The following is a 25376-nucleotide window of genomic DNA, read 5'->3' as shown; positions in this document are numbered from 1 at the left end:
TGGCCGTCAGTATGGATTCTTCGGCGTCCGGTCGTCCGACAAGGTCGCACGCGAGCTCTCGACAAGCGCCTGGATCGCGTCGGCGAGATGCACCTCGGCAATGTTGTAATTGCCGCGTCCGACACGCAGCCTGTGCGCCTGCATCAGCACGTCCGCATGGGTGAAACCCGCCGGCGGCTCGAAGCGATAGGAGGCGAGTTCGATCAGCAGGCCAAGCGGATCCTCGAAATAGATCGAATCCATGAAGCCGCGATCCTTGACGCCACTGTGCTTGATGCCGCGCTCATCGAGCCGGGCGACTGCCTGCAGGAAGGTGACACGCGACACCGCAAACGCGATGTGGTGGACGCAGCCCGGATCCGTCGGCGTGCGCCGCTTCTGCGGCGTGCGGCTCTCATCGGTGAAGACGGTGATCAACCGGCCGTCGCCCGGATCGAAATAGAGATGGCTTTCGCTGGCCTTGTCGAGGTTGGGCTGCTCGAAGATGAACGGCATGCCGAGCACGCCTTCCCAGAAATCGATCGAGGTCTGGCGCCCGGCGCCGACCAGCGTGATGTGGTGAACGCCCTGCGCTTGCAGCTTCTGCATTGGCCTTCTCCCCGTGGCCTCGATTGCCCGTCAGGATCCGCCTGGCATCCGGCATTCTCTGTGCCGCTTGAGCCGTGCCTCGAAATCCATGACGTGATGCTAATGCAATCGGCCCCGCCGCGCCAGCGGCGAGCCCTATCGTTGCAACGGTGAAACCGCTCTTGGCCGTAAAAGCCTGCAGGACGTATCCAAGAGATGGCGGACGCGATCGCAATGCGGAAGCCGCCCTCATCGCGTCCTTATCGAAGCGGCGGCTACGCGACGGCCTTGAGCTCAGCTTCCACCAGCATCCCCAGGCCGCCACATTCGGCGCACGCGATGGTCTTCCCCGGGCAACTGATCTGGTGCGTCCCTTGCGGGCAGCAATGCCCTTTCGACGCAGACCATCTCGAGCAATCGAAAACCTTGCCGCCGCCATGGCAGCGCGAGCAAATCATCTTCTCTGACGCCATTCCAACTCTACCCAACCCAAAATCCACGTAGCCGCGGATGCTACCCCCGCGCCGTAAGTAACAGGGATCGTTGCGCTTTCAAGCGTCGCGGCCTGACTTAAATTGGGGGTATTCGGGGCACGCGGGCCGCCGCGCTTTCGCGGGCCTCGCCAATCCCTCCCGGCCAAACGCGATCCGCACGGGTGCGTGCCCGAGTGTTGTCCAGGCCCTCTCTACGCGCTGAGAGGATGGCCACGAAATGGATAGGGCTGTTTCCTTCATCTGTTCGGCCGATGCGCCATCTCATCCTGAGGACTACATTGAAGATGATCCTACGGATCAATGAGTAGTCCGAAGCCAGTCCCCTTTTGCGGCTACTCCAAGGGCCCCGCTTGACTCCCGGTCGGCGGGGCTTTCCGTGCAGTCAACAGGACGACCTTGCGGCGTAACAGCGGTTGGTCGCGCAGCCCGATCAAAGATTGAAGACGTGCGAAGCGGTCAGCCCGGCCAGCAGCACGCCCGCAAGGAGAGCGATGATCGAGGCGAGGAACCAGCGCAGCGTGACCTGATAGACCGGCTCGTCGTCGTCGCGCGGGAGCAGCGAACGCCACAGTGCGACGAGTTGCAGGACGATAGCGAGCGCGAGCAGGAGCGTCGCCAGGATCGAGGCAGCCGTCCATCCGCCATCAGCTTCGAAATTCCAATACCGCAGGAAGAGGAGCGAAAACCCCAGCAATACGGTGATCGCCGAGATCACACCCTGTCGGTAGCCGGCGGGCAAGGGAACTCTGCGCGCCTCGATTGCCTGAAGACCCGGCTCGATGGCCTCATCGGGATCCTGACGCTTGGGTGGGTCAATCATGAAGGCAACATCTATCTTGGCGGGCCCTTGGACGTCGGCGCAGGTCTTGTTCGATCGATACGACCGAGGAAGCCTTGCGGGCTGCCATCTTCATCCGTGCGCCTTCCTCGCGCAAGGTGAACGACTTGAAACGATCGACAGCTGGGAGTCCGACCAGACACATGGTTGACGCGCCTGTTCAAATTGATTCTCTCGGGGATCGGGGTTTTACAAGCCTGTCGCCCGCGCCCAACTGTGCACCGGGCCTCGGTGCCAAGTCCTTGAGCCTTCATCACAACGAAGGACGACATGCGTAGCCAGCCATGGAATCCATTCTGAGATATTCGCGGAGAATTTCTAAGGTGGAAGCAGTAGGCCTTTACCGTTGCCCAGGAAATCCGCCCTTCGCCTGCATCCTGGAGAAGGCCAAATGCAATTACATGGCCCAGGAAGCCTACCGCGCTGGTGGGCTCAAGCCGGACTTTGACGCATTGCCGTGGGAAGCTGACTACAGGGCAGCAAAACAAAAGGCCTAGGAGCGAAGACCTGCTCTATGTGCCCTTTTTCCCAGAAATCGCACCGACTCGCAAACTGCAGTTCATTAGCGTGAACTTAATTAGGTCCGCGAAATTTTAACGAATCGTTGACCGCGCTGTCCTATTTTGGAACAGCGCGGTCAACCCCAACCTGACCGCGCAGGCGGCTCCGGCAATCCAGCCCCCGCCGCACTGTCGGAGCCGCTACCACACTCGTCTAGAATACCAGCAATGGTTGAATCAACAGTTACCGCACGTGCTTTCCAGTGCGCTGTCCCAAACATTAGACTTTGATGAAAAGGGTGGGCATGCGCTGGCTGGTTAGCCAGCCCCTATCAAGTACATCAAGAGACCCACAATGGCGGCTACCGACGCTCCGCTGATAAGCAACGGCAGGCGGCGGCGCTTGCCTCGTTTGACTGGCCTTCCGTCTGCGGCGGCATAGGCACTGTAAATGAGCCGGCCGTCCTCTCCGAACCGATCGCTATTTGGGTAAGCCTTTTTTGGCTTAGATCCCGGTCGAAGTATTCCATGGCCTAGCCCCGGATCACGATCCTTGCCGGCAGTTTAGAGCTGTCCTCTTAGCCACAGCCGTTGTCCGCATCCTGTTTCAATAGATCTGCACACCAAGCCGCTCGTTTTTTCTCCACCGCACGACGGCTCGATATCTAGCGTCATCCGCGGGGATGTGAAGAACGAACCGGTCAGGAATAACCACGCCCGGATCCACTCGTAACTCGGCACCGTGAGCGTGCTGATTTCTGACGGAGCACCGGATGGTCGCATCTTCAGTGATGATGGTCCCGTCTTTTAGGACAGCACTCCGAGGATGCGAGCGCCGCTCAATTGGCGGATCGTCAGGGCCGCTGCTCATGGTCTCATTCCTCGAAACACCGCGATTCATTTAGCTTGCGCTGAAATAGTTCCCAAAACCAAAAAGCCCGCCGGCCGGAGCCATCGGGCGAATGGGGCGTATGCGGCTCGATGGGTGCAAAAATGCCCCCCACGGAAGGCATATTTGACGGTTTTTGCAGGTGCTTGAAATCTCTGGTACGCCCAAGGGGAATCGAACCCCTGTTCCCGCCGTGAGAGGGCGGTGTCCTGACCGCTAGACGATGGGCGCGTTCAAGAACCGGCGATATAGGCTGACGGCTGGGAAAAAGCAACTGGGGTTCGACGGCTTTACTGCAGCGAGGGAAAAGCAGCCCACAGGTTACCGCTTGGGCTCGATCAGGTCCCAGAGATTGCCGTGAAGATCGGCGAAAACCGCGACCGTGCCATAGGGCTCGAAACGCGGCGCCTCGCGGAATTCGACGCCCTTTGCCAGCATCGCCGCATGGTCGCGGGCAAAGTCATCGGTTTCGAGGAACAGGAAAACCCGGCCGCCGGTCTGGTTGCCTATGCTTTGCCTTTGCGCCTCGTCGGACGCCTCGGCCAAGAGCAGCCTGGCGCCTTGCCCGTTGGCCGGCGCGACCGTGACCCAGCGCTTGCCGCCACCGAGATAGACGTCTTCGAGAAGCAGGAAACCCAGCAGCCCGACATACCAGGCGATCGCCTCGTCATAATTGGCGACGACCAGCGCCACGGTTGCGACACGGCGATGTTCGGCGAAGCCTTTCATGCCTGAGGCCTGTTCATTGGTTGCGGTCGGTCATTTCTGCGACAAACTTGTTTGTCGTAGTGTTGCGGCCGGTCATTTGTTGCGAATGGCGAACTGGCCGATCAGACGGCGCTCTGCGATATCGTAGACGAAGATCGCACGGCCGCCGTCGGCGAGCTCGGCGTCGATCGAGATGCGGTTGCCGGACAGCGACTGGCTGACCACTTTGGCGCCGACCGGCAGCACGATGTCGCCGCTGAGCGGCTCGCCGGCGGGTGCCTGGATATCGCCGGCCAGTTGCGCACTTGTGGGCGGAGCGTTGCGCGCTTTGTAGACAAGGGCCCCGATCACCACCATAAGGGCGACAAACAGCAGGCCGAGATTGATGCCCATGAAGCGGATGAGCTTCTTGCGCACCTTTTCAGCTTCGGCGTCGAGCGGCTTCTCCTGGTCTTCGTCGGCAATCGGGCTGGCCATGGCAAAACATTCCGGAATTTTTCAATGAGCGCTCATAACGAAGAGGCCCCTGAATTGATAGAGGACCAATTCATCGCGGCAGCGCCCACCGTGCTGGTGGCGGGACCGGATGCGGCTGGCCAGCGCCTCGACCAATGGCTGGCCGCCAGCCTCGGCCCTGATATGTCCCGCAGCCGCGTGCAGATGTTGATCAGGCAAGGCGCGGTCTCTATTGACGGCAAGCCGGTCGACGAAACCAAGCGCAAGATGAGCGCGGGCGAAAGCGTATCGGTTGCCATGCCGGAGCCCGAGCCGGCCGCGCCTGCGGGAGAAAACATCGCGCTCGACGTGCTCTATGAGGACGACGCACTGATCGTCATCAACAAACCGGCCGGGCTGGTCGTCCATCCCGGCGCCGGCAACTGGACCGGCACGCTGGTCAACGCGCTGATCCATCACTGCGGCGACAGCCTGTCCGGCATTGGCGGGGTGCGCCGCCCGGGCATCGTGCACCGTCTCGACAAGGAGACCAGCGGCGTCATGGTGGTGGCCAAGACCGACCGCGCCCATAAGGCGCTGTCGGAAGCCTTCGCCGATCACGGCCGGACCGGCGATCTCGAACGCGCCTATCTGGCTTTGGTCTGGGGCATACCACAGAGGCCGACCGGAACAGTCGATGCGCCGCTCGGCCGGGCCGCCGACCGGGTGCGCCGTGCCGTGGTGCCGGAAGGCCGCGACGACGCCCGCCATGCCGTCACCCACTTTGCCGTCCAGGAGCGTTTTGGCGAAAAACAGCAGGAGTTCGCCACGGCAAGCCTGGTCGAATGCCGGCTGGAAACCGGCCGCACCCACCAGATCCGTGTCCACATGGCCCATATCGGCCACCCGGTGATCGGCGACCCCGATTACGGCCAGGCCTTCCGCACCAAGACCAACCGGCTGCCGGAACCGCTGAAAAATCAGGTCAAGGCATTTTCCCGGCAAGCTTTGCATGCCTGGCTCCTTGCATTTCGCCATCCCGATACCCATTTACCCATGAGGTTCGAGGCGCCGATACCGGGGGACATGGAGGAACTCGTCGGCGGCTTTCGCAATCTCTGAACCAGCCATCAAAAAACCTGACTGGCATTGTTCACTTCAGCGTGACACACTGTTTCGTGTTGAACAAATGTCTGTCTTTTCTGGTTTTGTTCCTGTATATACGTGACGTCGCGAGCGAGCCTTTGGGTGCTCGCGTCACATGCCCGCCGCGTTTCGGGGGCATCACTCCAATAGAGAGGGGGCGCTATCATGGCCCAGTCATTACCCAGTATCGTTTCCGGCGAAGGTGGCCTCAGCCGCTATCTGGAAGAAATCCGCCGCTTTCCCATGCTTCAGCCGCAGGAAGAGTACATGCTCGCCAAGCGTTATGCCGAGCATGAAGACACCAGCGCTGCGCACAAACTCGTCACCAGCCATTTGCGGCTCGTCGCCAAGATCGCCATGGGCTATCGCGGCTACGGCCTGCCGATCGGCGAGGTGATCTCGGAAGGCAATGTCGGCCTGATGCAGGCCGTCAAGAAATTCGAACCCGAGCGCGGCTTCCGCCTCGCGACCTACGCCATGTGGTGGATCAAGGCCTCGATCCAGGAATACATCCTGCGCTCGTGGAGCCTGGTCAAGATGGGCACGACCGCCAACCAGAAGCGGCTGTTCTTCAACCTGCGCAAGGTGAAGGGCAAGATCCAGGCGCTGGATGACGGCGACCTCAAGCCCGACCAGATCGCCGAGATCGCCACGCGGCTGAACGTTTCCGAAGCCGAAGTGGTGTCGATGAACCGCCGCCTGTCCGGCGACGCTTCGCTCAACGCGCCGATCCGGGCGACGGAAGGCGAATCCGGCGAATGGCAGGACTGGCTGGTCGACGACCACGAAAGCCAGGAAGAGATGCTGATCGAGCAGGACGAGCTGGAAAACCGGCGCGGCATGCTGTCAGGCGCTCTTGCCGTGCTCAATGAGCGCGAGCGGCGCATCTTCGAGGCCCGTCGCCTCGCCGAGGAGCCGCTGACGCTGGAAGAGCTGTCGGCCGAGTTCGACATCAGCCGCGAGCGCGTGCGCCAGATCGAGGTGCGCGCCTTCGAGAAGGTGCAGGATGCCGTCAAGGCCGCCGCCAAGCGCCAGACCCAGGCGCTGCGCACCATCGAGGCCCAACCGGCGGCTTAAAGCCAGGTTCGGCAACAAAATGAAAAAGGCGGCGCCAGGAAACTGGCGCCGCCTTTTTCGTCCCTGGCCGCCGAGTTGCGACCTCAAAGCGAGTCCAGAGGAAACTTCAGATACCGCCTTCCATTGGCTTCCGGTTCCGGCAGCCGTCCGCCATTCATATTGACCTGCAGCGCATGCAGGATCAGCCTCGGCATCGGCAATGTCCGGTCGCGCGCCTCGCGCAGCGCCACGAACTCGGCCTCGCTGTGGGCGGCAACGAGATGGATGTTCGTTGCCTTCTGCGCGGCCACCGAGCTTTCCCACAAGGGCTCGCGGCCGCCGGCCTGATAGTCATGGCCGACGAAGATTCGCGTCTCGTCGGGCAAAACCAGTATGTCCTGGATCGAGCGCCAAAGCCGGGCGGCACTGCCGCCGGGAAAATCCGCCCGCGCCGTGCCGCTGTCGGGCATGAACAGCGTGTCGTGCACGAAGGCGGCGTCGCCGACCACATAGGTGATCGAGGCCAGCGTATGCCCGGGTGAGAACAGCACTTTGACCGGAAGGCTGCCGATCGCAAACGTCTCGCCTTCCCTGAACAGCCTGTCCCACTGCGAGCCGTCGGCGGGAAAATCCGGCCAGTTGTAGATCACCTTCCACAGCTTCTGGACATCGACGATCCTGTCGCCGATCGCTATCAACGCCCCTGTCTTCTGTTTCAAATAGTGCGCTGCCGAGAAATGGTCGGCATGCGGGTGGGTGTCGAGGATCCACTCGAGCTCCAGCCCGCTTTCTCCGATGAAATCGAGCACCGCATCAGCGCTCTTCGTAGCCGTTGCGCCGGATCTCTCATCGAAGTCGAGGATCGGATCGATAATGGCGCACCGCTTCGTCGCCGGATCGGTGACGACATACTGGATGGCCCCGGTCGGCTTGTCGTAAAACCCCCTGACCATTGGCCTGGCCAAAGCTACGTCCACTTCCGGCTCCCTCACCCATCGCGGCAGGAACGATTTTCTCTACCGGCACCCATTGTGAGTATGGTTGTCCACCCCGGCGAGCCAGTCAAGCATGACTTGGCTCACAGGGGCGGAAAAGCCAGAAACTGTTCCGATAACGCTGTTTCAGGCGGAGGGCTGCTTGGTCTTCCTCAGATAGGGCAGGATGGTCTCGAAGGCGCCAAAACGCTTGATCGCATCCTCGTTGGAAACGGCGGCGGTGATGATGACGTCCTCGCCCTGCTTCCAATTGGCCGGCGTGGCCACCTGATGCTTGGCGGTGAGCTGCATGGAATCGACCGCGCGCAGGATCTCGTCGAAGTTGCGGCCCGTGGTCATCGGGTAGGTCAGCACCAGCTTGATCTTCTTGTCCGGCCCGATGACATAGACCGAACGCACGGTGGCGTTGTCGGCGGGTGTGCGGCCTTCCGAGGTCTCGCCGGCGCCGGCGGGCAGCATGTCGTAGAGCTTGGCGACCTTGAGGTCCTTGTCGCCGATCAGCGGATAGTGCACCGTCTGGCCGGTCGCCGTCTTGATGTCGGCCTGCCATTTGTCATGGCTTGCAACCGGATCGACAGAGATGCCGATGATCTTGACGTTGCGTTTCTTGAACTCACCTTCCAGCCCGGCCATGGTGCCGAGCTCGGTCGTGCAGACCGGGGTGAAATTCTTCGGGTGGCTGAACAGGATCGCCCAGCCGTCGCCAATCCAGTCGTGAAAGCTGATCGTCCCTTGCGTGGTCTCGGCGGTGAAATCCGGCGCGATATCGTTGATGCGAAGGCTCATGGTTCCTACCCCTGTGAATGCCGCGAGTTGGCGGGCTCCCACCTTTTATCACTCCCTCGGCGACGTTCAAAACGGTGAGGTCGCCCGGCAGCGGTGCAGGCCGCGAAAAAATTTCGCCTTTTCTTGGGGAATGTAGAAATTTCGCTGTCGGCGTCGGTAATGTCTAGGATTTCACCGCCAGCGACGTCGCCAGATCTTCCATGCGCTGCGCCAGCGCGCCAAGCGCGGTGGTCAACACGCTGTCGCTCTTGTCGGCCTTGGTCAGCGCCTCGTCGCGCGTCTTGCGCAAGGTCAGCACTTCGCTTTCCATGCCCTTGACGCGTTTCTGCAGTTCCGAGAGTTCGTCCATCACCATGATGCCGGCCATAACGGTCAGCCGCTGGTCGCCGATCTCGCCGAAGGAATCCTTCAGGTGAGAGACATAACGATCGAAGCGTTCGGCGAGATCGATCAGATGCTCTTCCTGACCCTCGTCGCAGGCCATGCGATACTGCTTGCCGTCGATTGAAACCGTGACCTGTGCCATGGGCCAGCTCCTATCTGTCCAACACGGCGCGGATGGTTTCCATGGCGGTCACCAGCCGTCGCGATACTTCCTTGTTGGCGTCTTCCAGCCGTTCGGCGCGCGCTTCGGAATTGTCGAGTTCCTGCGCCAACCGGGAGCGGTCGGCATTCATCCGCTGCACTTCGGCCTCGGCTTCCGAGTAATCGCGTTCATGCTCCAGCTTGGCCGCGACGGCGTTTTCCAGCCCCTCGATGGCCTTGCCCAGCCTGGCGATGACTTCCTTGAGCGTGGTTTCCCCGGTCATGGCCTTCGTCCTGTGCCCTGCCCATCACCGAATCGTTCGCGTTCAGAACGCGTTATCTCGGAAACATTAGGCACCGGGTGAAGGCAACGTCAACAAAGCTCTCGCGACTGTCCCCTGCTAACGCTAATGTAGGCCCGCCGCCAGCATCACAAGACCGGCAAATCTGCACCCGATTTGTTGACTAAAAGCCCGCGCCTGCTATGTGTCGCGCACCCTTTTCAAGGCTCTCCCAAGCCCCAAACCCCCACCTTTGGAGGAACCATGACGTCGCGTGAACAACATGACCGGATGGCCAATGCGATCCGCTTTCTCTCCATGGATGCCGTCGAGAAGGCCAATTCCGGCCATCCCGGCCTGCCCATGGGCTGCGCCGACATTGCCACGGTGCTGTTCACCCGCTTTCTGAAATTTGACGCCAAGGCCCCGCATTGGCCCGATCGCGACCGTTTCATCCTGTCGGCTGGCCATGGCTCGATGCTGCTCTATTCGCTGCTGCATCTGACCGGCTACGAAGACATGACCCTCGACCAGATCAAGCACTTCCGCCAATTGGGTTCGAAGACGGCAGGCCATCCCGAATACGGCCATGCCACCGGTATCGAGACGACGACCGGCCCGCTCGGCCAGGGTCTCGCCAATTCGGTCGGCTTCGCGCTCGGCGAGCGCATCATGAACGCCGCCTTCGGCAACGACCTCGTCAGCCACTACACCTATGTGCTGGCCGGCGACGGCTGCCTGATGGAAGGCGTTTCCCAGGAAGCCATCGCGCTGGCCGGGCATCTGAAGCTCAACAAGCTGATCGTCTTCTGGGACAACAACAACATCTCGATCGACGGCCCGGTCTCGCTCGCCGACAACACCGACCAGGTCGCCCGCTTCCAGGCCTCCGGCTGGAACGCCAGCCACATCGACGGCACCGATCCGGAAGCCATCGCCTACGCCATCGAGGCCGCCCGCCATTCCGACAAGCCGACGATGATCGCCTGCAAGACGACCATCGGCTTCGGCGCCCCGACCAAGGCCGGCACCAACAAGGCGCACGGCTCGCCGCTCGGCGCCGACGAGATCGCCGGTGCGCGCAAGTTCTTCAACTGGCAGTCGCCGCCCTTCGAAATTCCGGCCGACATCCTCGACGCCTGGCGCACCGCCGGCAAGGCGGGCGCCACGCAGCGCGCAGACTGGGAAGGCCGCCTCGCCAAGGCCGAGCCGAAGCTGAAGGCCGAGTTCGAGCGCCGGCTCAGTGGCAAGCTGCCGTCCAATTTCGACGCAGTCATCGCCGACTACAAGAAGAGGCTCTCGGCCGACAAGCCCAAGGTCGCCACCCGCAAATCGTCGGAAATGGCGCTGGAAGTCATCAATGGTGCGGTGCCGGAAACCATCGGCGGCTCCGCCGACCTGACCGGCTCCAACAACACCAAGACCAGCCAGACCAAGAACATCACGCCGGACGATTACGGCCAGCGCTATGTGCACTACGGCATCCGCGAGCACGGCATGGCCGCTGCCATCAACGGCCTGACGCTGCATGGCGGCCTCATCGCCTATGGCGGCACCTTCATGTGCTTTTCCGACTATGCCCGCCCGTCGATGCGGCTTTCCTCGCTGATGGGCATCCGCTCGATCTTCGTCATGACCCATGATTCCATTGGTCTGGGCGAAGACGGCCCGACCCACCAGCCGGTCGAGCATCTGGCGGCCCTGCGCGCCATCCCGAACCACAATGTCTTCCGCCCGGCCGACGCGGTGGAGACCGCCGAATGCTGGCAGATCGCGCTCGAATCCGAAAAGACGCCGTCGACGCTGGCGCTGACCCGCCAGAACCTGCCGACGGTACGCACCGAACACTCGGCCAAGAACCTGAGCAGCCAGGGCGCCTACGAACTGGCCACGGCCAACGGCGAGGCGGCGGTGACGATCTTCGCCACCGGTTCCGAGGTCGAGATCGCGCTCGGCGCCCGCGACTTGCTTGAAAAGCACGGCCACCCGACCAGGGTCGTCTCGGTGCCTTGCTTCGAACTGTTCGACAAACAGAGCGACGACTATCGCAAGAAGACGATCGGTAACGCGCCGATCAAGATGGCAATCGAGGCCGGCATCCGCCAGGGCTGGGATCACCTCATCGGCTCGGATGGCATCTTCGTCGGCATGACCGGCTTCGGCGCCTCGGGCACGATCGAGCAGCTCTACCCGCATTTCGGCATCACCGCCGAGGCGGCGGCCAAGGCGGCGGAAGCCCGCCTGCACGCCAAGTAAGGCTGTGCATGCCGCCCAAAACTGCGTCGCGGTTTTGGGGATAGCGGCAGCACAAAACAAAAATGCTCCGGCGAAACCGCGCAAAGCGATTTCGCCGGACTGGCCCAACCTAATCGATTTAAATTCATGTCGCTGCGGCTGGATTCTTTGCCCATCCGCCGCTATGAAGCTGCGGACCCATCGTCAGCCTTCCAGCTCCCAGGGAGAGAAAAATGACTGTCAGAGTTGCCATCAACGGATTCGGCCGCATCGGCCGCAACATCCTGCGCGCCATCCACGAATCCGGCCGCAAGGACATCGAGGTCGTCGCCGTCAACGATCTCGGCCCGGTCGAGACCAATGCGCACCTGCTGCGCTACGATAGCGTGCACGGCCGTTTCCCGCATGAAGTAAGCGTCGATGGCGACCAGATCACCGTCGGCAAGGAAAAGTTCAAGGTTACCGCCATCAAGGATCCGAGCCAGCTGCCGTGGAAGGAACTCGGCGTTGACATCGCGCTCGAATGCACCGGCATCTTCACCGCCCGTGACAAGGCCGCCGCGCACCTGACCGCCGGCGCCAAGCGCGTGCTGGTCTCGGCACCTGCCGACGGCGCTGACCTGACCGTGGTCTACGGCATCAACCACGACAAGTTGACCAAGGACCATATCGTCATTTCGAATGCGTCCTGCACCACCAACTGCCTGGCGCCGCTGGCCGCCGTGCTGCATGAGACGGTCGGCATCGAAAAGGGCATGATGACGACGATCCACTCCTACACTGGCGACCAGCCGACGCTGGACACCATGCACAAGGACCTCTACCGCGCCCGCGCCGCCGCCCTGTCGCAGATCCCGACCTCGACCGGTGCGGCCAAGGCAATCGGCCTTGTGCTCCCCGACCTCAAGGGCAAGCTCGACGGCATCTCGATCCGTGTGCCGACCCCGAACGTCTCGGTCGTCGACTTCAAGTTCATCGCCAAGCGCGCCACGACGATGCAGGAAATCAACGAGGCGGTCATCGCCGCCTCCAACGGCAAGCTGAAGGGCATTCTCGGCGTCACCCATCACCCGAATGTCTCGATCGACTTCAACCACGATCCGCGGTCGTCGATCATGGCGCTCGACCAGACCAAGGTGATGGACGGCAACTTCGTTTCGGTGCTGTCCTGGTACGACAATGAGTGGGGCTTCTCCAACCGCATGGGCGACACCGCGGTCGCCTTCGGCAAGACCATCGCCTGATCGCGAACCCATCTTCTCGACACTTGAAACGCCCGGCTTCGCCCGGGCGTTTTCATTTGCCGGAGCAGCAACGCAGTACTGTCCGAAAATCAGCGGCTTCAGCCAAAAAACCACCCTCCCGCCTTGCACTGGTCATGCCTTCGCCTCACTCTCCCTTGAATCGGAAGACAGAGGAATTCTAGGGGCAAATCACGGATGGAGCATGCGATCTATCTCGTTACGCTGGTTGGCACGGCGCTTGTTGTCGCCGCCGCGTTTTCGAGCCTGATCGCTTTCCGCTTCGGCGCCCCTCTCCTGCTGCTCTTTCTCTGCATCGGGCTCGCCACCGGAACCGACGGCCTTGGCATCGAATTCGACAATGCCCGCATCGCCTATTTTGCCGGCTCACTGGCGCTGGCGGTCATCCTCTTCGATTCCGGTTTCGGCACGCCGCTTAACGCTTTGCGGCAGGCAGCGGGGCCGGCGCTGTCACTGGCGACCTTCGGCGTGCTTCTCACCACCGGCCTGTTCGGCGCCGCCGCCCACTACCTGCTCGACCTCAGCTGGCTGGAATCCTTCCTGCTCGGTGCCGCCGTCGCTTCGACCGATGCGGCGGCGGTGTTCTTCCTGCTGCGCGCCGGCGAGATCAATCTGCGCGAGCGCGTGCGCTCCACGCTCGAAGTGGAATCCGGCACCAACGACCCGATCGCCATCTTCCTCACCATTACCCTGGTCGAGATCATCGCCGCCCACGCCAATCCCGAAGCCAATGTGCTCGCCACCAGCTTGATCCTCGGCTTCCTCGTCAATATGGGCCTCGGCGCCATTGTCGGCGTGCTCGGCGGCCTTGCCATCGTGCGCCTCGTCGACCGGCTCAATCTCGACCATGGCCTGCTGCCGATCTTCGTGCTGACGCTGTCGCTGATGATTTTCGCCGCAGCCGGTGCGATTGGCGGCTCGGGCTTCCTGGCGGTCTATATCGCCGGCCTCATCGCCGGCAATTCCGACATCCGCGCCGTCACCATCCTCAAGCGCTTCCAGGACGGCATGTCGTGGCTGGCGCAGATCATCATGTTCCTGATCCTCGGCCTGTTCGCCACCCCCTCGCAATTTCCGGCGATCATGGTGCCGGCGATTGCGCTTGGCCTGTTCCTGATGTTTGTCGCGCGGCCAATCGCCGTCTGGCTCTGCCTGATCCCGTTCCGCCTGCCGCGCCCCGAAGTCGCCTTCGTCTCCTGGGTCGGGCTGCGCGGCGCGGTCTCGATCCTGCTCGCCATCACGCCGCTGCTCGGGGGGCTGGAGAATGGCCGCACCATCTTCAACGCCGCCTTCATCATCGTTCTGGTCTCGCTGGTCATCCAGGGCTGGACCGTCGGCCCGCTGGCGCGTCGCCTTGGCCTCATCGTGCCGGCGCGGCTGGGACCGCTGGACAAGGTCGAGCTTGAACTGCCCGGCTCCGCCCATCACGAGCTTCTCGCCTATCGCGTGGCGCATGGCAGCCCGGTGGCGCGCGGCGAGCGCATTCCACGCTGGGCACGGCCCTCGCTGGTGCTGCGGGACGGCCGCTCGATGCGCTTCCAGGATATGGGTCGGCTCGCCGCGGGCGACCAGGTCTACATCTTCGTGCCGGACCGCTATCCGCGCCTGCTCGACAAGCTGTTCGCCAGCCGTGCGGTGGTCGACCCGGAAGATGCTGATTTCTTCGGCGCCTTCGCCGTCGACCCGGCGCGCTCCGCCGCCGAACTAGAAGCCGCTTACACACCGGGCCTGACCGAGGCGGAGCAGAAGCTCACCGTCGGCGCGCTGGTCACGGCGCGGCTTGGCGGCCATGCCGAATATGCCGATCGCGTGCTGATCGGCTCGATCGAGCTGATCGTCAGGGATGTCGACGACAAGGGCCGGATCACGGGTCTCGGCCTCTCCTTCGAGCCGACCGCGCCGGTGGCGCGGGTGCCGGTCTTCCTGAGCGCCGGCGAGATGGGCGACCGCCTCAGCGCCTTCATCCGCAACTGGCGCAAGCCGACCGAGACGCAGGGGGAAGCCGCTCAGGCGGATGCTCCCCCTGAACCGCCGGTCGAGAAGGCAACGACCGGGAGCTGACAAGGGCGATCGTTTGCCTCGCCGCATCCTCACGGCACGATCTTCACGGACTATGTCCCCGCCCGCCTCAAAATTTCGCACCGCACCGCGGCCAAAGCCTTGCATCGGCGTTGGCGCGGGGTATGGTCCCGGCGATTTTCCGAGGAAAGGGACCGGCATGGCTGCCTTCAAGACACTAGACGACATCGGCAACATCAGCGGCAAGCGCGTGCTGGTGCGCGTCGACCTCAACGTTCCCGTCGCCGACGGCAAGGTCACCGACGCCACCCGCATCGAACGCATCGCGCCAACCATCGCCGAACTGTCGGGCAAGGGCGCCAAGGTCATCCTGCTTGCGCATTTCGGCCGGCCCAAGGACGGCCCCTCGCCCGAATTCTCACTAGAGCCGATCGCCAGGGCGACGGCGCAGGTGCTCGGCCGTCCCGTCGGCTTTGCCTCGGATTGCGTCGGCGACACAGCGGGAAGTGCTGTTGCCGCCATGAACAAGGGCGACGTGCTGCTCCTGGAAAACACCCGGTTCTACAAGACCGAGGAGAAGAACGATCCGGCCTTCACCGAAAGGCTCGCCGCCAATGGCGACATCTTCGTCAACGACGCCTTTTCGGCGGCGCACCGCGCCCATTCCTCGACGGAGGGACTGGCGCGTCTGTTGCCCTCCTTCGCCGGCCGCACCATGCAGGCCGAGCTCGAGGCGCTGGAGAAGGGCCTGGGCAACCCGGTCCGCCCGGTCGTCGCCATCGTCGGCGGCGCCAAGGTCTCGACCAAGATCGACCTGTTGATGAACCTGGTGAAGAAGGTCGACGCGCTGGTCATCGGCGGCGGCATGGCCAACACTTTCCTTGCCGCGCGCGGCACCGATGTCGGCAAGTCGCTGTGCGAGCATGACCTGGCCCCCACCGCCAAGCAGATCATGATCGAGGCGGCCGAGGCCGGCTGCGCCATCATCCTGCCGGTCGACGGCGTCGTCGCCAGGGAATTCAAGGCAGGTGCTGCCTGCGAGACGGTCGCCATCTCGGACGTGCCGGCCGACGGCATGATCCTCGATGTCGGCGAAAAGACCGTGACGACGATCGGGGAGTGGATCGACCGCGCCGCGACATTGGTCTGGAACGGCCCGCTCGGCGCCTTCGAGATCGAGCCGTTCGATCACGCCACGGTTGCCGCGGCAAAACACGCTGCCGCGCGCACCAAGGCCGGCAAGCTGGTTTCCGTTGCCGGTGGCGGCGATACGGTGGCGGCGCTCAACCATGCCGGTGTCGCCGACGACTTCACCTATGTCTCGACCGCCGGCGGCGCCTTCCTGGAATGGATGGAAGGCAAGCCACTGCCCGGCGTCGATGTGCTGAAGAAGTAGGCCCCGGCGGGATCGACGACGCGGCGGACGGCGCCCGAAACTTTCAATCGATTCGAGCTTTCCGATGCCATTCCTTTGGCGGTAGACTTCCGTTAAGCGCGGAACGAACCCCTCCAGGAGAAGCATGATGAGCGAACGTCTCGAAGACATTGCCGCCGCGATCGTGGCCAACGGCAAGGGCCTGCTGGCCGCCGATGAAAGTTCCGGCACCATCAAGAAGCGTTTCGACGTCATCGGCGTCGAATCGACCGCCGACAGCCGTCGCGACTATCGCGAGATGATGTTCCGCGCCAAGGACGCGATGACGAAGTACATCTCCGGCGTCATCCTCTATGACGAGACCATCCGCCAGAAGGCCGCCGACGGCACGCCGCTGGTCGACATCATCAAGGCATCAGGCGCCATTCCCGGCATCAAGGTCGATGCCGGCGCCAAGCCGCTGGCCGGCTTTCCCGGCGACACCGTCACCGAAGGCCTCGACGGCCTGCGCGAACGGCTTGCCGACTACTACAAGCTCGGCGCCCGCTTCGCAAAATGGCGCGCGGTGATCGACATCGATAACGGCAAGGGCGTGCCCTCGGCCAACTCGATCAATTCGAACACCCATGCGCTCGCCCGCTATGCGGCGCTTTGCCAGGAAGCCGGCATCGTGCCGATCGTCGAGCCGGAAGTGCTGATGGACGGCGCCCACAACATCGACACTTGCTACGAGGTTTCCAAGGCGACGCTGATCAAGCTCTATGATGAACTCCATGCGGCCGGCGTCGTGCTCGAAGGCACGATCCTCAAGCCTAACATGGTGCTGTCGGGCAAGAAGTCGGGTACTGTGGATAGCCCCGAAAAGGTCGCCGAGATGACGATAAAACTGTTCCGCGAGACGGTGCCGGCGGCAGTGCCGGGCATCGCCTTCCTCTCCGGCGGCCAGGAGGACGAGGAGGCGACCGCCAACCTCAACGCCATCAACGCCATCGGCCCACACCCGTGGAAGCTGACCTTCTCCTATGGCCGTGCGCTGCAGGCCGCCCCGCAAAAGGCGTGGAGCGGCAAGACCTCGAACGTCGCCGCCGGCCAGGCCGCCTTCACTCATCGCGCCCACATGAACTATCTGGCGGCGCTCGGAAAATGGAAGGCGAGCCTCGAACAGGCCGCCTGATCCCAGCTCTTTCGTCTTCTTCGAACCCGGGCCAATGCGCCCGGGTTTTTTGTTGCCTGCGGATTTGGGGGAAGACCTCCTCATTCCTATTTCCTCTGGGCGTTGCCGGCGATGTCGGTTTGCGCCCATCCCGAACGTCCTTGGGATGAGAGACAGGGAGAGGTTCATGCATCGCAACAAGGTCGTTTCACGCGAAGACTGGTTCCAGGCGCACAAGGCACATCTGGCCCGCGAGAAGGAACTGACGCGGCTTCGCGAGCGCGTCGCGGCCGAGCGGCGTGAATTGCCCTGGCTGAAGATCAGGAAGGACTATGTCTTCGAGACCGAACAAGGGCCGAGGAAACTGGCCGATCTGTTTGGCGCAAACAGCCAGCTGATCGTCTACCACTTCGTGTTCGCGCCGGGTTCCAATCATCATTGTGAAAGCTGCGCCTTCGTCGCCGATCATATGGACGGCGCCAACCAGCATCTTAGGCATCATGATGTGTCGCTTGTCGCCGTATCGCGGGCGCCGCTCGCCGAGCTCTTGCCCTACAAGCAGCGCATGGGCTGGAAGTTCGACTGGGTGTCTTCCTATGCCTCGGACTTCAACTTCGACATGCAGGTGTCCTTCACCGACAAGCAGATCGCATCCGGCGAAGCGGTCTACAATTTCGAAACACCGGTGCTGACGTCGAAAGACCTGCCCGGCACCACTGTCTTCCACAAGAGCGAAACCGGTGACCTTTTCCTGACCTTCATGTCACGCGCCCGCGGCAGCGAACAGTTCATCGGCGCCTATCAATATCTCGACATCGCACCGAAAGGCCGTGACGAGACCGGTCCTTACAGGACCTCTATGGACTGGGTGCGGCTACACGATGAATATGGAAACAGGTCGCGACAGGACGACGTATACCCCTAGGGCACCGGCCAGCGATGCGAGTATCCGTTCACGGCGGACGAAACATGCGCTAAGCCTGCCGCAGATCATTCCACGGTATCGCCATGCGTTTCCCCGCCCTTCTCACCTGGCTCGCCTTTCCCGTTTATGTCTGGCAGGGGCTCGGCGTTCGCCGCCGCACCTCGCGCATGCTACCGGCACAGGGGCCGGTCATGCACGAGATATCAGGCAAGGCGCCTGATATCGCGCTTCTGGTGCTGGGCGACTCCTCCGCAGCCTCGGTCGGCATCGGCAATTCGGAAAACGGTCTGGCCGCGCAACTCGCCGTGCTGATTGCGCAGCGTACCGGTTGCGCCGTGCGCTGGCGCGCCGCCGGCTTCAATTCGGCGACGTCAGGCCAGATCCGCGACCATGTCCTGCCCAATCTGTCGGCCGATCCGTGGACGCATATCGTGCTTGCCATCGGCACCAACGACACCAAGAATTTTCACTCGGTGCCGCGCTTCAAGAAGGAGTTCGGCGGTTTGCTCTACGCGCTGCGCGCCAAATGGCCGGAGGCGCGCGTGGTGTGGTCGCCGGTGCTCGAATTCACGCGCGCACCGGCCATGCCGCCGCTGCTCGGCAAGATCCTCGAAATCCGCGCCACCGCAATGAACCGGATGGGTGAACGCCTCTGCCTGGAGCGCGGCGCAGTGCCGGCGCCACGCCTGCCGATCACCAATCCTGAAGAGGGTTTTGCTTCTGACGGGTTCCACGCCTCGGAGGCAGGTTACCGCGCCTGGGCGGAACACCTCGTCGACCAGGTGCTCGCCGGCTGAACACCGACAGCCGATGCGGCCTGCTGGCTTATGTCAAATGCCCGAGCACGGCGGCCAGCGAGATCGCGGCCATGGCGAGCAGCGCCAGCTTCCAGAAATCGCCGCGTCGCTTGAGACCGGGCCAGCCGATCGGTTTGATCAGCTGGATGATCATGAAACCAATGATCACAAGGGCGAGGAGTTTCGTCATGCCGCCTTTGACCAGCAACGCCGGCGCCTGTCAAAGCGGTTCGTTCGGTCGCTGACAAACAACAGGCGCCGCGATCCCGAACCGGAATGCGGCGCCCGCCTTTAGGGAGCGGTCTACCTCAGCGGCTTGAGACCGGCCTCGATCGAGGCGCGCTTCGGTTCGAGGAACGGCGGCAGGGCCAGGCTTTCACCCAGCGTCTCCAGCGGCTCGTCGGCGGTGAAGCCCGGCCCGTCGGTGGCGATCTCGAACAGGGTGCCATTCGGCTCGCGGAAATAGAGCGAGCGGAAGTAATAGCGCTCGACCTCGCCGCTCGACGGCAGGCGGAATTCGGCCAGACGGGCGGTCCATTGATGCAGCGTCTCCTGGTCCGGCGCCCTGAAGGCCACGTGGTGAACCGCACCAGCGCCTTGCCTTGCTGGCGCCAGGCCGGGCTGCACGGCGACATGAAGCTCCGCCGCCGCCCCACCGGCGCCCATTTCGAAGACATGGACCTGACCCTCGCCATCCGGAGAGGCATAGTCGCGGACCTTGCGCATGTTCATCACCCGGGTCAGCACCGCTTCGGTGTTGGTGATGTTGGGGACGCTGATGACGATCGGCCCGAGCCCGCGGATCTGATGCTCGGCCGGCACCGGGCTTTGCGCCCATGGATGGCTGCCGCCCTTGCCACCATCGCTGATCAGCCGCAGGCGCTGGCCTTCGGGATCCTCGAAATCCAGGCTGGGATAGCCGCCAATGTCGGCAATCTCTCCTGTCACGATGTTTTCGGCGGCAAGGTGCTGCTTCCACCAGGTAAGGCTCTCCAGACTGCCGACCCGGAGACTGGTCCGCGCGATGGAGTGGGTGCCGCGCCGTTCGCGGCCAACCGGCCAGTCGAAGAAGGTAAGGTCGGTACCTGGCGTCGCTTCACCGTCGGCATAGAAAAGGTGGTAGGCCGATGTGTCGTCCTGGTTCACCGTCTTCTTGACCAGCCGCAGGCCCAGTACCCTCGTGTAGAAGTGAAGATTACCCGGCGCATTGGCGGTGATGGCGGTCAGATGGTGGATTCCTGTCAGTTGCAGGCTCATGGTCGTCTCCCTGGTTTTGGGGAAGAATTTTCTCCCTTCATATCAGAACTGCGGTCACGCCGCTGAAGGTCGCCTATCCTGACGATCCGTCGCCGTATGATGAACAACACCGCACATATTGTCACGCCTATGGTGAACAATACGGCTCCTCGGCTTGCTGCAGCAAAGGCGCGACGGCATCGAAAAACAAGGCTTTCCCTTAGGAGAAGCGCCGAGCGCAACTATCGCTGAGCGCCTGACATCCTCCTGACAGACTGCTGTCAGGAGGGGTGTGCGATAGTGTCTCCATCAAAAGAGAGGAGACTGGTCATGAACGGTTACACCATTTTGCGCGGCATGCAGCACTATGTCGGCAAGGTTCGCACCATGCGCAACGAAATCCGCACCCAGCGTTTCATGAACTCGCTGCCCGCGGACATCCGCAAGGATATCGGCTGGCCGGATATGTATGCGGAACGTCGCTCCCACGGCAATTGAGGCGAATTTTTCGACGTCGATATTGGACATGGGCGCGCCAATGCCCAGATATGGCTACGGCGCGCCGAGGGATGGAGCGAGCTTATGCCCGATCAGAAGACAATCGGCTTCCTTTTCATCGAAGGTTTTGCCGACTGGGAATATGGGCTGCTTGCGGCCTCGGCGGTCGAATGGTTCGGCGCTCGCGCCGTTTCGTTGACGCCCGAAGGCAAGCCCGTGACCGGAATCAGCGGTTTTCGGCTTACGCCCGACCGTTCGGTCGGTGTCGAAGAGAATGCTGATCTTGACGCAGTCGCCATCATCGGTTCCGACCAGTGGGCGGGCAAGACGCCGCCGGATGTCGCCCAACTGCTCAATACCGTGGCAGCGCGCGGCGGTGTGGTTGGCGGTATCTGCGCCGGCACGCTGGCGCTGGCCCGGGCCGGCATGTTCGAAAGCGCCAGGCACACCAGCAATGGCCGCGACTGGATCAACGGCCATGAAGCCGGCTATGCTGGCGCCAGCAACTATCAGGACGTGCCGCACGCGGTCGCCGACGGCAAAATTGTTTCCGCTCCTGGTTCGGCGCCCGGCACCTTTGCCCTTGCCTTTCTGAACACACTCTATCCCGACCGAGCCAGCGATCTCGCACAGATGCGAACGCTGTTTATCAGGGAATATGCTGAAGCCTCCTGACAGTATGCTGTCAGGAGGCGCATGCGATGGTGGGATAATGCGCATGGCCGGCCGAGAGGACGATCGATGAAAAGTTGGAATGACAGGCTGAACACGCCTGGCATCAACGGCGTGAAACCGACGCCGCGCACTGTGGGTGACGTGGTCGAGGGCCAGCCGATGCTGGTGCCGACCGCTCGCCAGGTTGACGATTTCATCCGCTCGATTCGCGCAGGCGTCGAGATGGATATCCGTGCGTTGCGCACTGCCCTTGCCATCGAACACGGCGCCGAAGTGACATGCCCGGTCACAACAGGCTATCATCTGCGCACGGTTGCCGAAGCCGCCAGGGAAGACTTGGAGCGCGGCATGACGCTGAGCGACGTCGCCCCCTTCTGGCGCGTGCTCAATGCGAAGACGCCGACAACGAAGAAACTGTCCTTTGGCGCGGAGTTCGTTGCCGCTCAGCGCAAGCGCGAAGGACTGAAACCGTAATGCATGTCATCTGCAAGTGGGCCTGGTTCCGGGGCCACGGCATGCATAGAGATAAAACTGGGGAAGCAAACGATGCGCCGCGCCGACAGGCTCTTTCAGATCGTGCAGCATCTGCGTGGTGGCCGTCTGGTCACCGCCCAGAAGCTCGGCACGTGGCTCGAGGTTTCCGAGCGAACGATCTATCGCGACATAGCCGACCTGCAGTCGACTGGGGTGCCGATCGACGGCGAGGCCGGTGTCGGCTACATGATGAGGGAAGGTTTCGACCTTCCGCCGCTGATGTTCACGCGTGACGAGATCGTGGCGCTGGTTGCCGGCGCTCGCATGGTGCGTGCCTTTGGCGGTGCCGCCATGGCACGCGCCGCCGACGAGGCGCTGGTCAAGATCGGCGCCGTGCTGCCCGACGCCGAAAAGGACCGCATCGCCCGCACCGAGATTCACACACCGATGTGGGTGGTGAGCGACGCCGCCCGCGAGGCGATCGACCTGATCGAGCGCGCGGTCGAAAAACGTCAGGTGCTGACCATCGACTATTGCGACGAGGCCGGCCGCGGCACCGCGCGCGACATCAGGCCGCTCGGCCTGTGGTTCTGGGGCAAGGTGTGGACGCTGGTCGCCTGGTGCGAGATGCGCGACGACTTCCGTGCCTTCCGCATCGACCGCATCGCCTCGGTGGTGATCGCCGGCCGCATCTTCAAGCCGGAGCGCGGCAAGCAGCTCGCCGACTTCTACCGCGCCGTGGAGCGCAGCGAGGACTATGGCATGGCGCCGGACCGCGTGGCACGAAGCTGAGACGACCGGACCACAAAAAAGCCCGCTCGAAGCGGGCTTTTTTGATGAGTTCGCGACACCTTACTCTTCGTCGGTGTCGGGGGTCTTCGACTTCAGCGCCGAGAGCTTGGCGAACACGGCGTTGGCGTCGAGTTCGGCATCCTCGTCCTTCGGCTTTTCCGGAGCCGGCACCAGGCGCTCGGTCAAGGCCGCCGGCAGCAGCGTGTCGCCGACCGGCTGCGCCTGCTCGCGGCCACGCGAGGCGCGGTTGACTTCCATGTCGAGGTCGATCTGCGAGGCGAGACCCAGCGTCACCGGGTCCATCGGCTGCAGATTGGCCGAATTCCAGTGCTTGCGTTCGCGGATCTGCTCGATCGTCGACTTGGTGGTGCCGACGAGACGCGAAATCTGCGCGTCCTTGAGTTCAGGATGGTTGCGCACCAGCCACAGGATGGCGTTCGGCCGGTCCTGGCGCTTCGACAGCGGCGTGTAGCGCGGACCCTTGCGCTTGGATTCCGGCACCCGCACCTTGGGGTCGGAAAGCTTCAGGCGCTGGTTCGGGTCCTTCTCGGCGCGCGCGATCTCGTCGCGGGTCAGCTGGCCGGTCATGATCGGGTCCATGCCCTTGATGCCTTGCGCCGATTCGCCGTCGGCGATCGCCTTGACCTCGAGCGGATGCAGCCCGCAGAACTGCGCGATCTGCTCGAACGAGAGCGCGGTGTTGTCGACCAGCCAGACGGCGGTCGCCTTGGGCATCAGCAGCGTATTGGCCATTTAAAAAATCCTTCTCGTTCGCCCGCGTTCCCGCGCGGGCGGTGGTTTAGAGCCACCAAAATGGGAAATTCGCGGCCTGTATAACCGTTCCCTTGCTGTTTCGCAATGTTTTTGGACGCGCGGTCGCCCCGACGCGTTCCGGAGCCGGCAAGCGCATTCGAATGCCTTGACCTCAGCCAAGGGCCCGGAGCTTTTGAGCAGGACACAGAAGCGCTGCGCGCGCTCCTTGAATAGGCGGGCAATCGGCCGGCCCCCCAAAAAAGACAAAACCCGCTGGACAAGGTCCAGCGGGCTCGGAACCGGAAACGGGAAACGTCTGCGACGGCTCTACTTCTCAACACGTGCCCGGCCCCGCGGCCGGGTCGTGCTTGATATCAGATCGCCTGACGGGCGATCCGTTCGATGTCGGCGCGGTTGATGCCGAGATCGTTCAGCTGACGAGCGTTGAGCTTGTTCAGTTCACGCACGGTCTCGTTGTACATGCGCCAGTTACGGAAAGCGCGGATCGGGTTCATGGTAGTCCTCCTGATGGGGTGTTCGTTTCGATGCTGCACAGATAGTGATCATCGATGGGGACTTGAACGGCCGATTTTGCATAGCAATGATGCAAATGCTGCATTGCACCATTAAGCCTCTGTTCATCTCGTAGGCAGTCCTCGGCTCGGGACGTGTCGAGATCAGGTCAGGCCGAGTCGAAAATGATGGCTGCCGGGGTCGCCCTTGCGACGAGCGGAGCGTACTTAAGTACGTGAGCACCGGCCTGCGCCGGCCGTAGCCTGAACTGCCACGACCACTCATGAGTGCTTCGGCCGGCGAAGGCCTGAAGCTCAGGAAGCCATCATTTGCAGGCCGGTCTGACCTGAAATCGGCACGTCCTAACCGACGTCGAGCACGATCTTGCCGATATGCTCGCCCTCCTCCATCCGCTCATGCGCGCGCCAGGCATCGGTGAGCGGGTAGATCATGTCCATGACAGGTGCCACCTTGCGCGTGCCGAGCAGCGGCCAGACCTGCGTCTCCAGCGCCGCCGCGATCGCCGCCTTGAACTCGACGGTGCGCGGCCGCAGCGTCGAACCCGTATGGGTCAGCCGCTTGACCATGATCTTGGAAAAATCGGCGCTGGCGACGGCACCGGCCTGCACCGCGATCTGGACGATGCGACCCTCGACGGCGGCGGCCTCGTAGTTTCGCTGGACATAGTCGCCGCCGACCATGTCGAGGATGACATTGGCGCCCTTGCCGTCCGTCGCCTCCTTGACCGCCTTGACGAAATCCTCCTCGCGATAGTTGATCGCGCGGTCGGCGCCGAGCTTCAGGCAGGCATCGCATTTTTCCTTGGATCCGGCGGTGGTGATGACATAGGCGCCAAAGGCCGAAGCCAGCTGGATCGCCGTCGTGCCGATGCCGGACGAGCCGCCATGCACCAGCAGCGTTTCACCCTTTTTCAGGCCGCCGCGTTCGAACACATTGTGCCAGACGGTGAAATAGTTTTCCGGTACCGCCGCCGCTTCCGTATGCGTGAAGCCTGCGGGCAGCGGCAGCACGCTGCCGGTGTGAACCTTGACATATTCGGCATAGCCGCCGCCGGGTGTGAGCGCACAGACCCGGTCGCCGATGCGCCAGCGCGATATCTCGTCACCAAGGGCTGCCACTTCGCCCGAGACTTCGAGGCCCGGCAGGTCCGATGCGCCGGGCGGCGGCGGGTAGGCGCCCTTGCGCTGTTGCACATCAGGGCGGTTGACGCCGGCGGCATGCACCTTGATCAGGATCTCGCCGGGGCCGGGTTGCGGCACGTCGCGCGTCTCCGGTTTCAGCACCCGTGGGCCACCCGGCTCCGAGATTGCGATCGCCGTCATCCTCGCCGGAATTTTCTGTCCGCTCGCCATGAAGTTTCCCGTCTTTCCTCGCCGCATTCTTACCGGCTGTTTGCATCCACACCCTTGCCCTATGTATGCTCATTGC

The 25376-nt window shown here is 62.8% G+C and carries 27 protein-coding genes and 1 tRNA gene; 13 read left to right on the top strand and 15 right to left on the bottom strand.

The window, feature by feature from the left end:
- Positions 1 to 6 precede the first annotated feature (6 nt).
- The 6 genes from AC04SF_RS21360 to AC04SF_RS21335 all read right to left on the bottom strand — a co-directional run bounded on the left by AC04SF_RS21360 (position 7) and on the right by AC04SF_RS21335 (position 4473).
- The gene (locus AC04SF_RS21360; RefSeq protein ID WP_488479398.1) at positions 7 to 588 is read right to left on the bottom strand and encodes a VOC family protein; all 582 of its coding nucleotides are present in this window, start codon (positions 586 to 588) and stop codon (positions 7 to 9) included.
- Positions 589 to 1491: 903 nt separating this feature from the next.
- On the bottom strand, positions 1492 to 1881 hold the full coding sequence (locus AC04SF_RS21355) for a hypothetical protein (protein ID WP_488479397.1): 390 nt from the start codon (positions 1879 to 1881) through the stop codon (positions 1492 to 1494).
- A gap of 1125 nt (positions 1882 to 3006) precedes the next feature.
- Entirely contained in the window at positions 3007 to 3270 is a 264-nt protein-coding gene (locus tag AC04SF_RS21350) for a PilZ domain-containing protein (RefSeq protein WP_096450994.1), read from the bottom strand.
- 174 nt (positions 3271 to 3444) lie between these two features.
- A tRNA-Glu gene (locus AC04SF_RS21345) sits at positions 3445 to 3519 on the bottom strand.
- Positions 3520 to 3609: 90 nt separating this feature from the next.
- Complete coding sequence (locus AC04SF_RS21340; RefSeq protein WP_488479396.1) at positions 3610 to 4017, bottom strand: VOC family protein; 408 nt, start codon at positions 4015 to 4017, stop codon at positions 3610 to 3612.
- 72 nt (positions 4018 to 4089) lie between these two features.
- The gene (locus tag AC04SF_RS21335; RefSeq protein WP_096450998.1) at positions 4090 to 4473 is read right to left on the bottom strand and encodes a fimbrial protein; all 384 of its coding nucleotides are present in this window, start codon (positions 4471 to 4473) and stop codon (positions 4090 to 4092) included.
- A gap of 24 nt (positions 4474 to 4497) precedes the next feature.
- Between AC04SF_RS21335 and AC04SF_RS21330 the strand changes: the two genes are divergently transcribed.
- Positions 4498 to 5553 (top strand): RluA family pseudouridine synthase, encoded by a 1056-nt coding sequence (locus tag AC04SF_RS21330; protein WP_488479395.1) that lies wholly within the window; start codon positions 4498 to 4500, stop codon positions 5551 to 5553.
- A 189-nt stretch (positions 5554 to 5742) separates the two neighbouring features.
- A complete protein-coding gene (rpoH, locus tag AC04SF_RS21325; protein ID WP_019861619.1) occupies positions 5743 to 6654 on the top strand; it encodes an RNA polymerase sigma factor RpoH in 912 nt (303 codons plus the stop codon).
- An 83-nt stretch (positions 6655 to 6737) separates the two neighbouring features.
- On the opposite strand, the gene AC04SF_RS21320 is transcribed toward rpoH, so the two are convergent.
- The 4 genes from AC04SF_RS21320 to AC04SF_RS21305 form a co-directional block, all read right to left on the bottom strand.
- Complete coding sequence (locus AC04SF_RS21320) at positions 6738 to 7610, bottom strand: MBL fold metallo-hydrolase (RefSeq protein ID WP_488479394.1); 873 nt, start codon at positions 7608 to 7610, stop codon at positions 6738 to 6740.
- Positions 7611 to 7754: 144 nt separating this feature from the next.
- Positions 7755 to 8414, bottom strand: coding sequence for a peroxiredoxin (locus tag AC04SF_RS21315; protein WP_019861622.1), 660 nt, complete (start codon positions 8412 to 8414; stop codon positions 7755 to 7757).
- A gap of 163 nt (positions 8415 to 8577) precedes the next feature.
- A complete protein-coding gene (locus tag AC04SF_RS21310; protein ID WP_096451008.1) occupies positions 8578 to 8940 on the bottom strand; it encodes a cell division protein ZapA in 363 nt (120 codons plus the stop codon).
- Positions 8941 to 8950: 10 nt separating this feature from the next.
- Positions 8951 to 9223: a DUF4164 domain-containing protein gene (locus tag AC04SF_RS21305; protein WP_006200774.1), complete on the bottom strand. Its 273-nt coding sequence runs from the start codon at positions 9221 to 9223 to the stop codon at positions 8951 to 8953.
- Positions 9224 to 9484: 261 nt separating this feature from the next.
- Here AC04SF_RS21305 and tkt point away from each other — a divergent pair, with 261 nt between their 5' ends.
- The 7 genes from tkt (at position 9485) to AC04SF_RS21270 (ending at position 18986) form a co-directional block, all read left to right on the top strand.
- Complete coding sequence (tkt, locus tag AC04SF_RS21300; RefSeq protein ID WP_488479393.1) at positions 9485 to 11476, top strand: transketolase; 1992 nt, start codon at positions 9485 to 9487, stop codon at positions 11474 to 11476.
- A gap of 212 nt (positions 11477 to 11688) precedes the next feature.
- The gene (gene gap, locus AC04SF_RS21295) at positions 11689 to 12699 is read left to right on the top strand and encodes a type I glyceraldehyde-3-phosphate dehydrogenase (protein WP_488479392.1); all 1011 of its coding nucleotides are present in this window, start codon (positions 11689 to 11691) and stop codon (positions 12697 to 12699) included.
- Positions 12700 to 12894: 195 nt separating this feature from the next.
- Complete coding sequence (locus tag AC04SF_RS21290) at positions 12895 to 14778, top strand: potassium/proton antiporter (RefSeq protein WP_488479391.1); 1884 nt, start codon at positions 12895 to 12897, stop codon at positions 14776 to 14778.
- Between the two features lie 157 nt (positions 14779 to 14935).
- Entirely contained in the window at positions 14936 to 16132 is a 1197-nt protein-coding gene (locus tag AC04SF_RS21285) for a phosphoglycerate kinase (protein WP_488479390.1), read from the top strand.
- A 127-nt stretch (positions 16133 to 16259) separates the two neighbouring features.
- Positions 16260 to 17285, top strand: a complete 1026-nt coding sequence (locus AC04SF_RS21280) for a class I fructose-bisphosphate aldolase (protein WP_488479389.1) — start codon at positions 16260 to 16262, stop codon at positions 17283 to 17285.
- A 166-nt stretch (positions 17286 to 17451) separates the two neighbouring features.
- On the top strand, positions 17452 to 18189 hold the full coding sequence (locus tag AC04SF_RS21275; RefSeq protein WP_488479388.1) for a DUF899 domain-containing protein: 738 nt from the start codon (positions 17452 to 17454) through the stop codon (positions 18187 to 18189).
- 83 nt (positions 18190 to 18272) lie between these two features.
- A complete protein-coding gene (locus tag AC04SF_RS21270; RefSeq protein ID WP_488479387.1) occupies positions 18273 to 18986 on the top strand; it encodes an SGNH/GDSL hydrolase family protein in 714 nt (237 codons plus the stop codon).
- Positions 18987 to 19014: 28 nt separating this feature from the next.
- Here the strand turns inward: AC04SF_RS21270 and AC04SF_RS21265 are convergent, their stop codons facing one another.
- The gene (locus tag AC04SF_RS21265) at positions 19015 to 19176 is read right to left on the bottom strand and encodes a hypothetical protein (RefSeq protein WP_488479386.1); all 162 of its coding nucleotides are present in this window, start codon (positions 19174 to 19176) and stop codon (positions 19015 to 19017) included.
- 113 nt (positions 19177 to 19289) lie between these two features.
- Positions 19290 to 20243 carry a ring-cleaving dioxygenase gene (locus AC04SF_RS21260; RefSeq protein ID WP_488479385.1) on the bottom strand — a complete coding sequence of 318 codons (954 nt, stop codon included), beginning with the start codon at positions 20241 to 20243 and terminating at the stop codon, positions 19290 to 19292.
- Positions 20244 to 20552: 309 nt separating this feature from the next.
- Here AC04SF_RS21260 and AC04SF_RS21255 point away from each other — a divergent pair, with 309 nt between their 5' ends.
- The 4 genes from AC04SF_RS21255 (at position 20553) to AC04SF_RS21240 (ending at position 22661) form a co-directional block, all read left to right on the top strand.
- Positions 20553 to 20720, top strand: coding sequence for a hypothetical protein (locus AC04SF_RS21255; RefSeq protein ID WP_096451026.1), 168 nt, complete (start codon positions 20553 to 20555; stop codon positions 20718 to 20720).
- 84 nt (positions 20721 to 20804) lie between these two features.
- Positions 20805 to 21395, top strand: coding sequence for a DJ-1/PfpI family protein (locus tag AC04SF_RS21250; RefSeq protein WP_488479384.1), 591 nt, complete (start codon positions 20805 to 20807; stop codon positions 21393 to 21395).
- Positions 21396 to 21461: 66 nt separating this feature from the next.
- Positions 21462 to 21869 (top strand): hypothetical protein, encoded by a 408-nt coding sequence (locus tag AC04SF_RS21245; protein WP_488479383.1) that lies wholly within the window; start codon positions 21462 to 21464, stop codon positions 21867 to 21869.
- A gap of 72 nt (positions 21870 to 21941) precedes the next feature.
- Entirely contained in the window at positions 21942 to 22661 is a 720-nt protein-coding gene (locus AC04SF_RS21240) for a helix-turn-helix transcriptional regulator (RefSeq protein WP_095201249.1), read from the top strand.
- A gap of 60 nt (positions 22662 to 22721) precedes the next feature.
- On the opposite strand, the gene AC04SF_RS21235 is transcribed toward AC04SF_RS21240, so the two are convergent.
- From AC04SF_RS21235 to AC04SF_RS21225, 3 genes are all read right to left on the bottom strand, one after another.
- Positions 22722 to 23414, bottom strand: a complete 693-nt coding sequence (locus tag AC04SF_RS21235) for a DUF1013 domain-containing protein (protein ID WP_096451032.1) — start codon at positions 23412 to 23414, stop codon at positions 22722 to 22724.
- Positions 23415 to 23788: 374 nt separating this feature from the next.
- On the bottom strand, positions 23789 to 23929 hold the full coding sequence (locus AC04SF_RS21230; protein ID WP_006327955.1) for a DUF1127 domain-containing protein: 141 nt from the start codon (positions 23927 to 23929) through the stop codon (positions 23789 to 23791).
- A 360-nt stretch (positions 23930 to 24289) separates the two neighbouring features.
- Positions 24290 to 25300: an NAD(P)H-quinone oxidoreductase gene (locus AC04SF_RS21225; RefSeq protein ID WP_488479382.1), complete on the bottom strand. Its 1011-nt coding sequence runs from the start codon at positions 25298 to 25300 to the stop codon at positions 24290 to 24292.
- Between the last annotated feature and the right edge of the window lie 76 nt (positions 25301 to 25376).

The sequence above is a fragment of the Mesorhizobium sp. CNPSo 4671 genome (genome assembly GCF_057784245.1).
The sequence above is the reverse complement of the archived record's forward strand: the minus strand, read 5'-3'. Positions and strand labels throughout refer to the sequence as shown.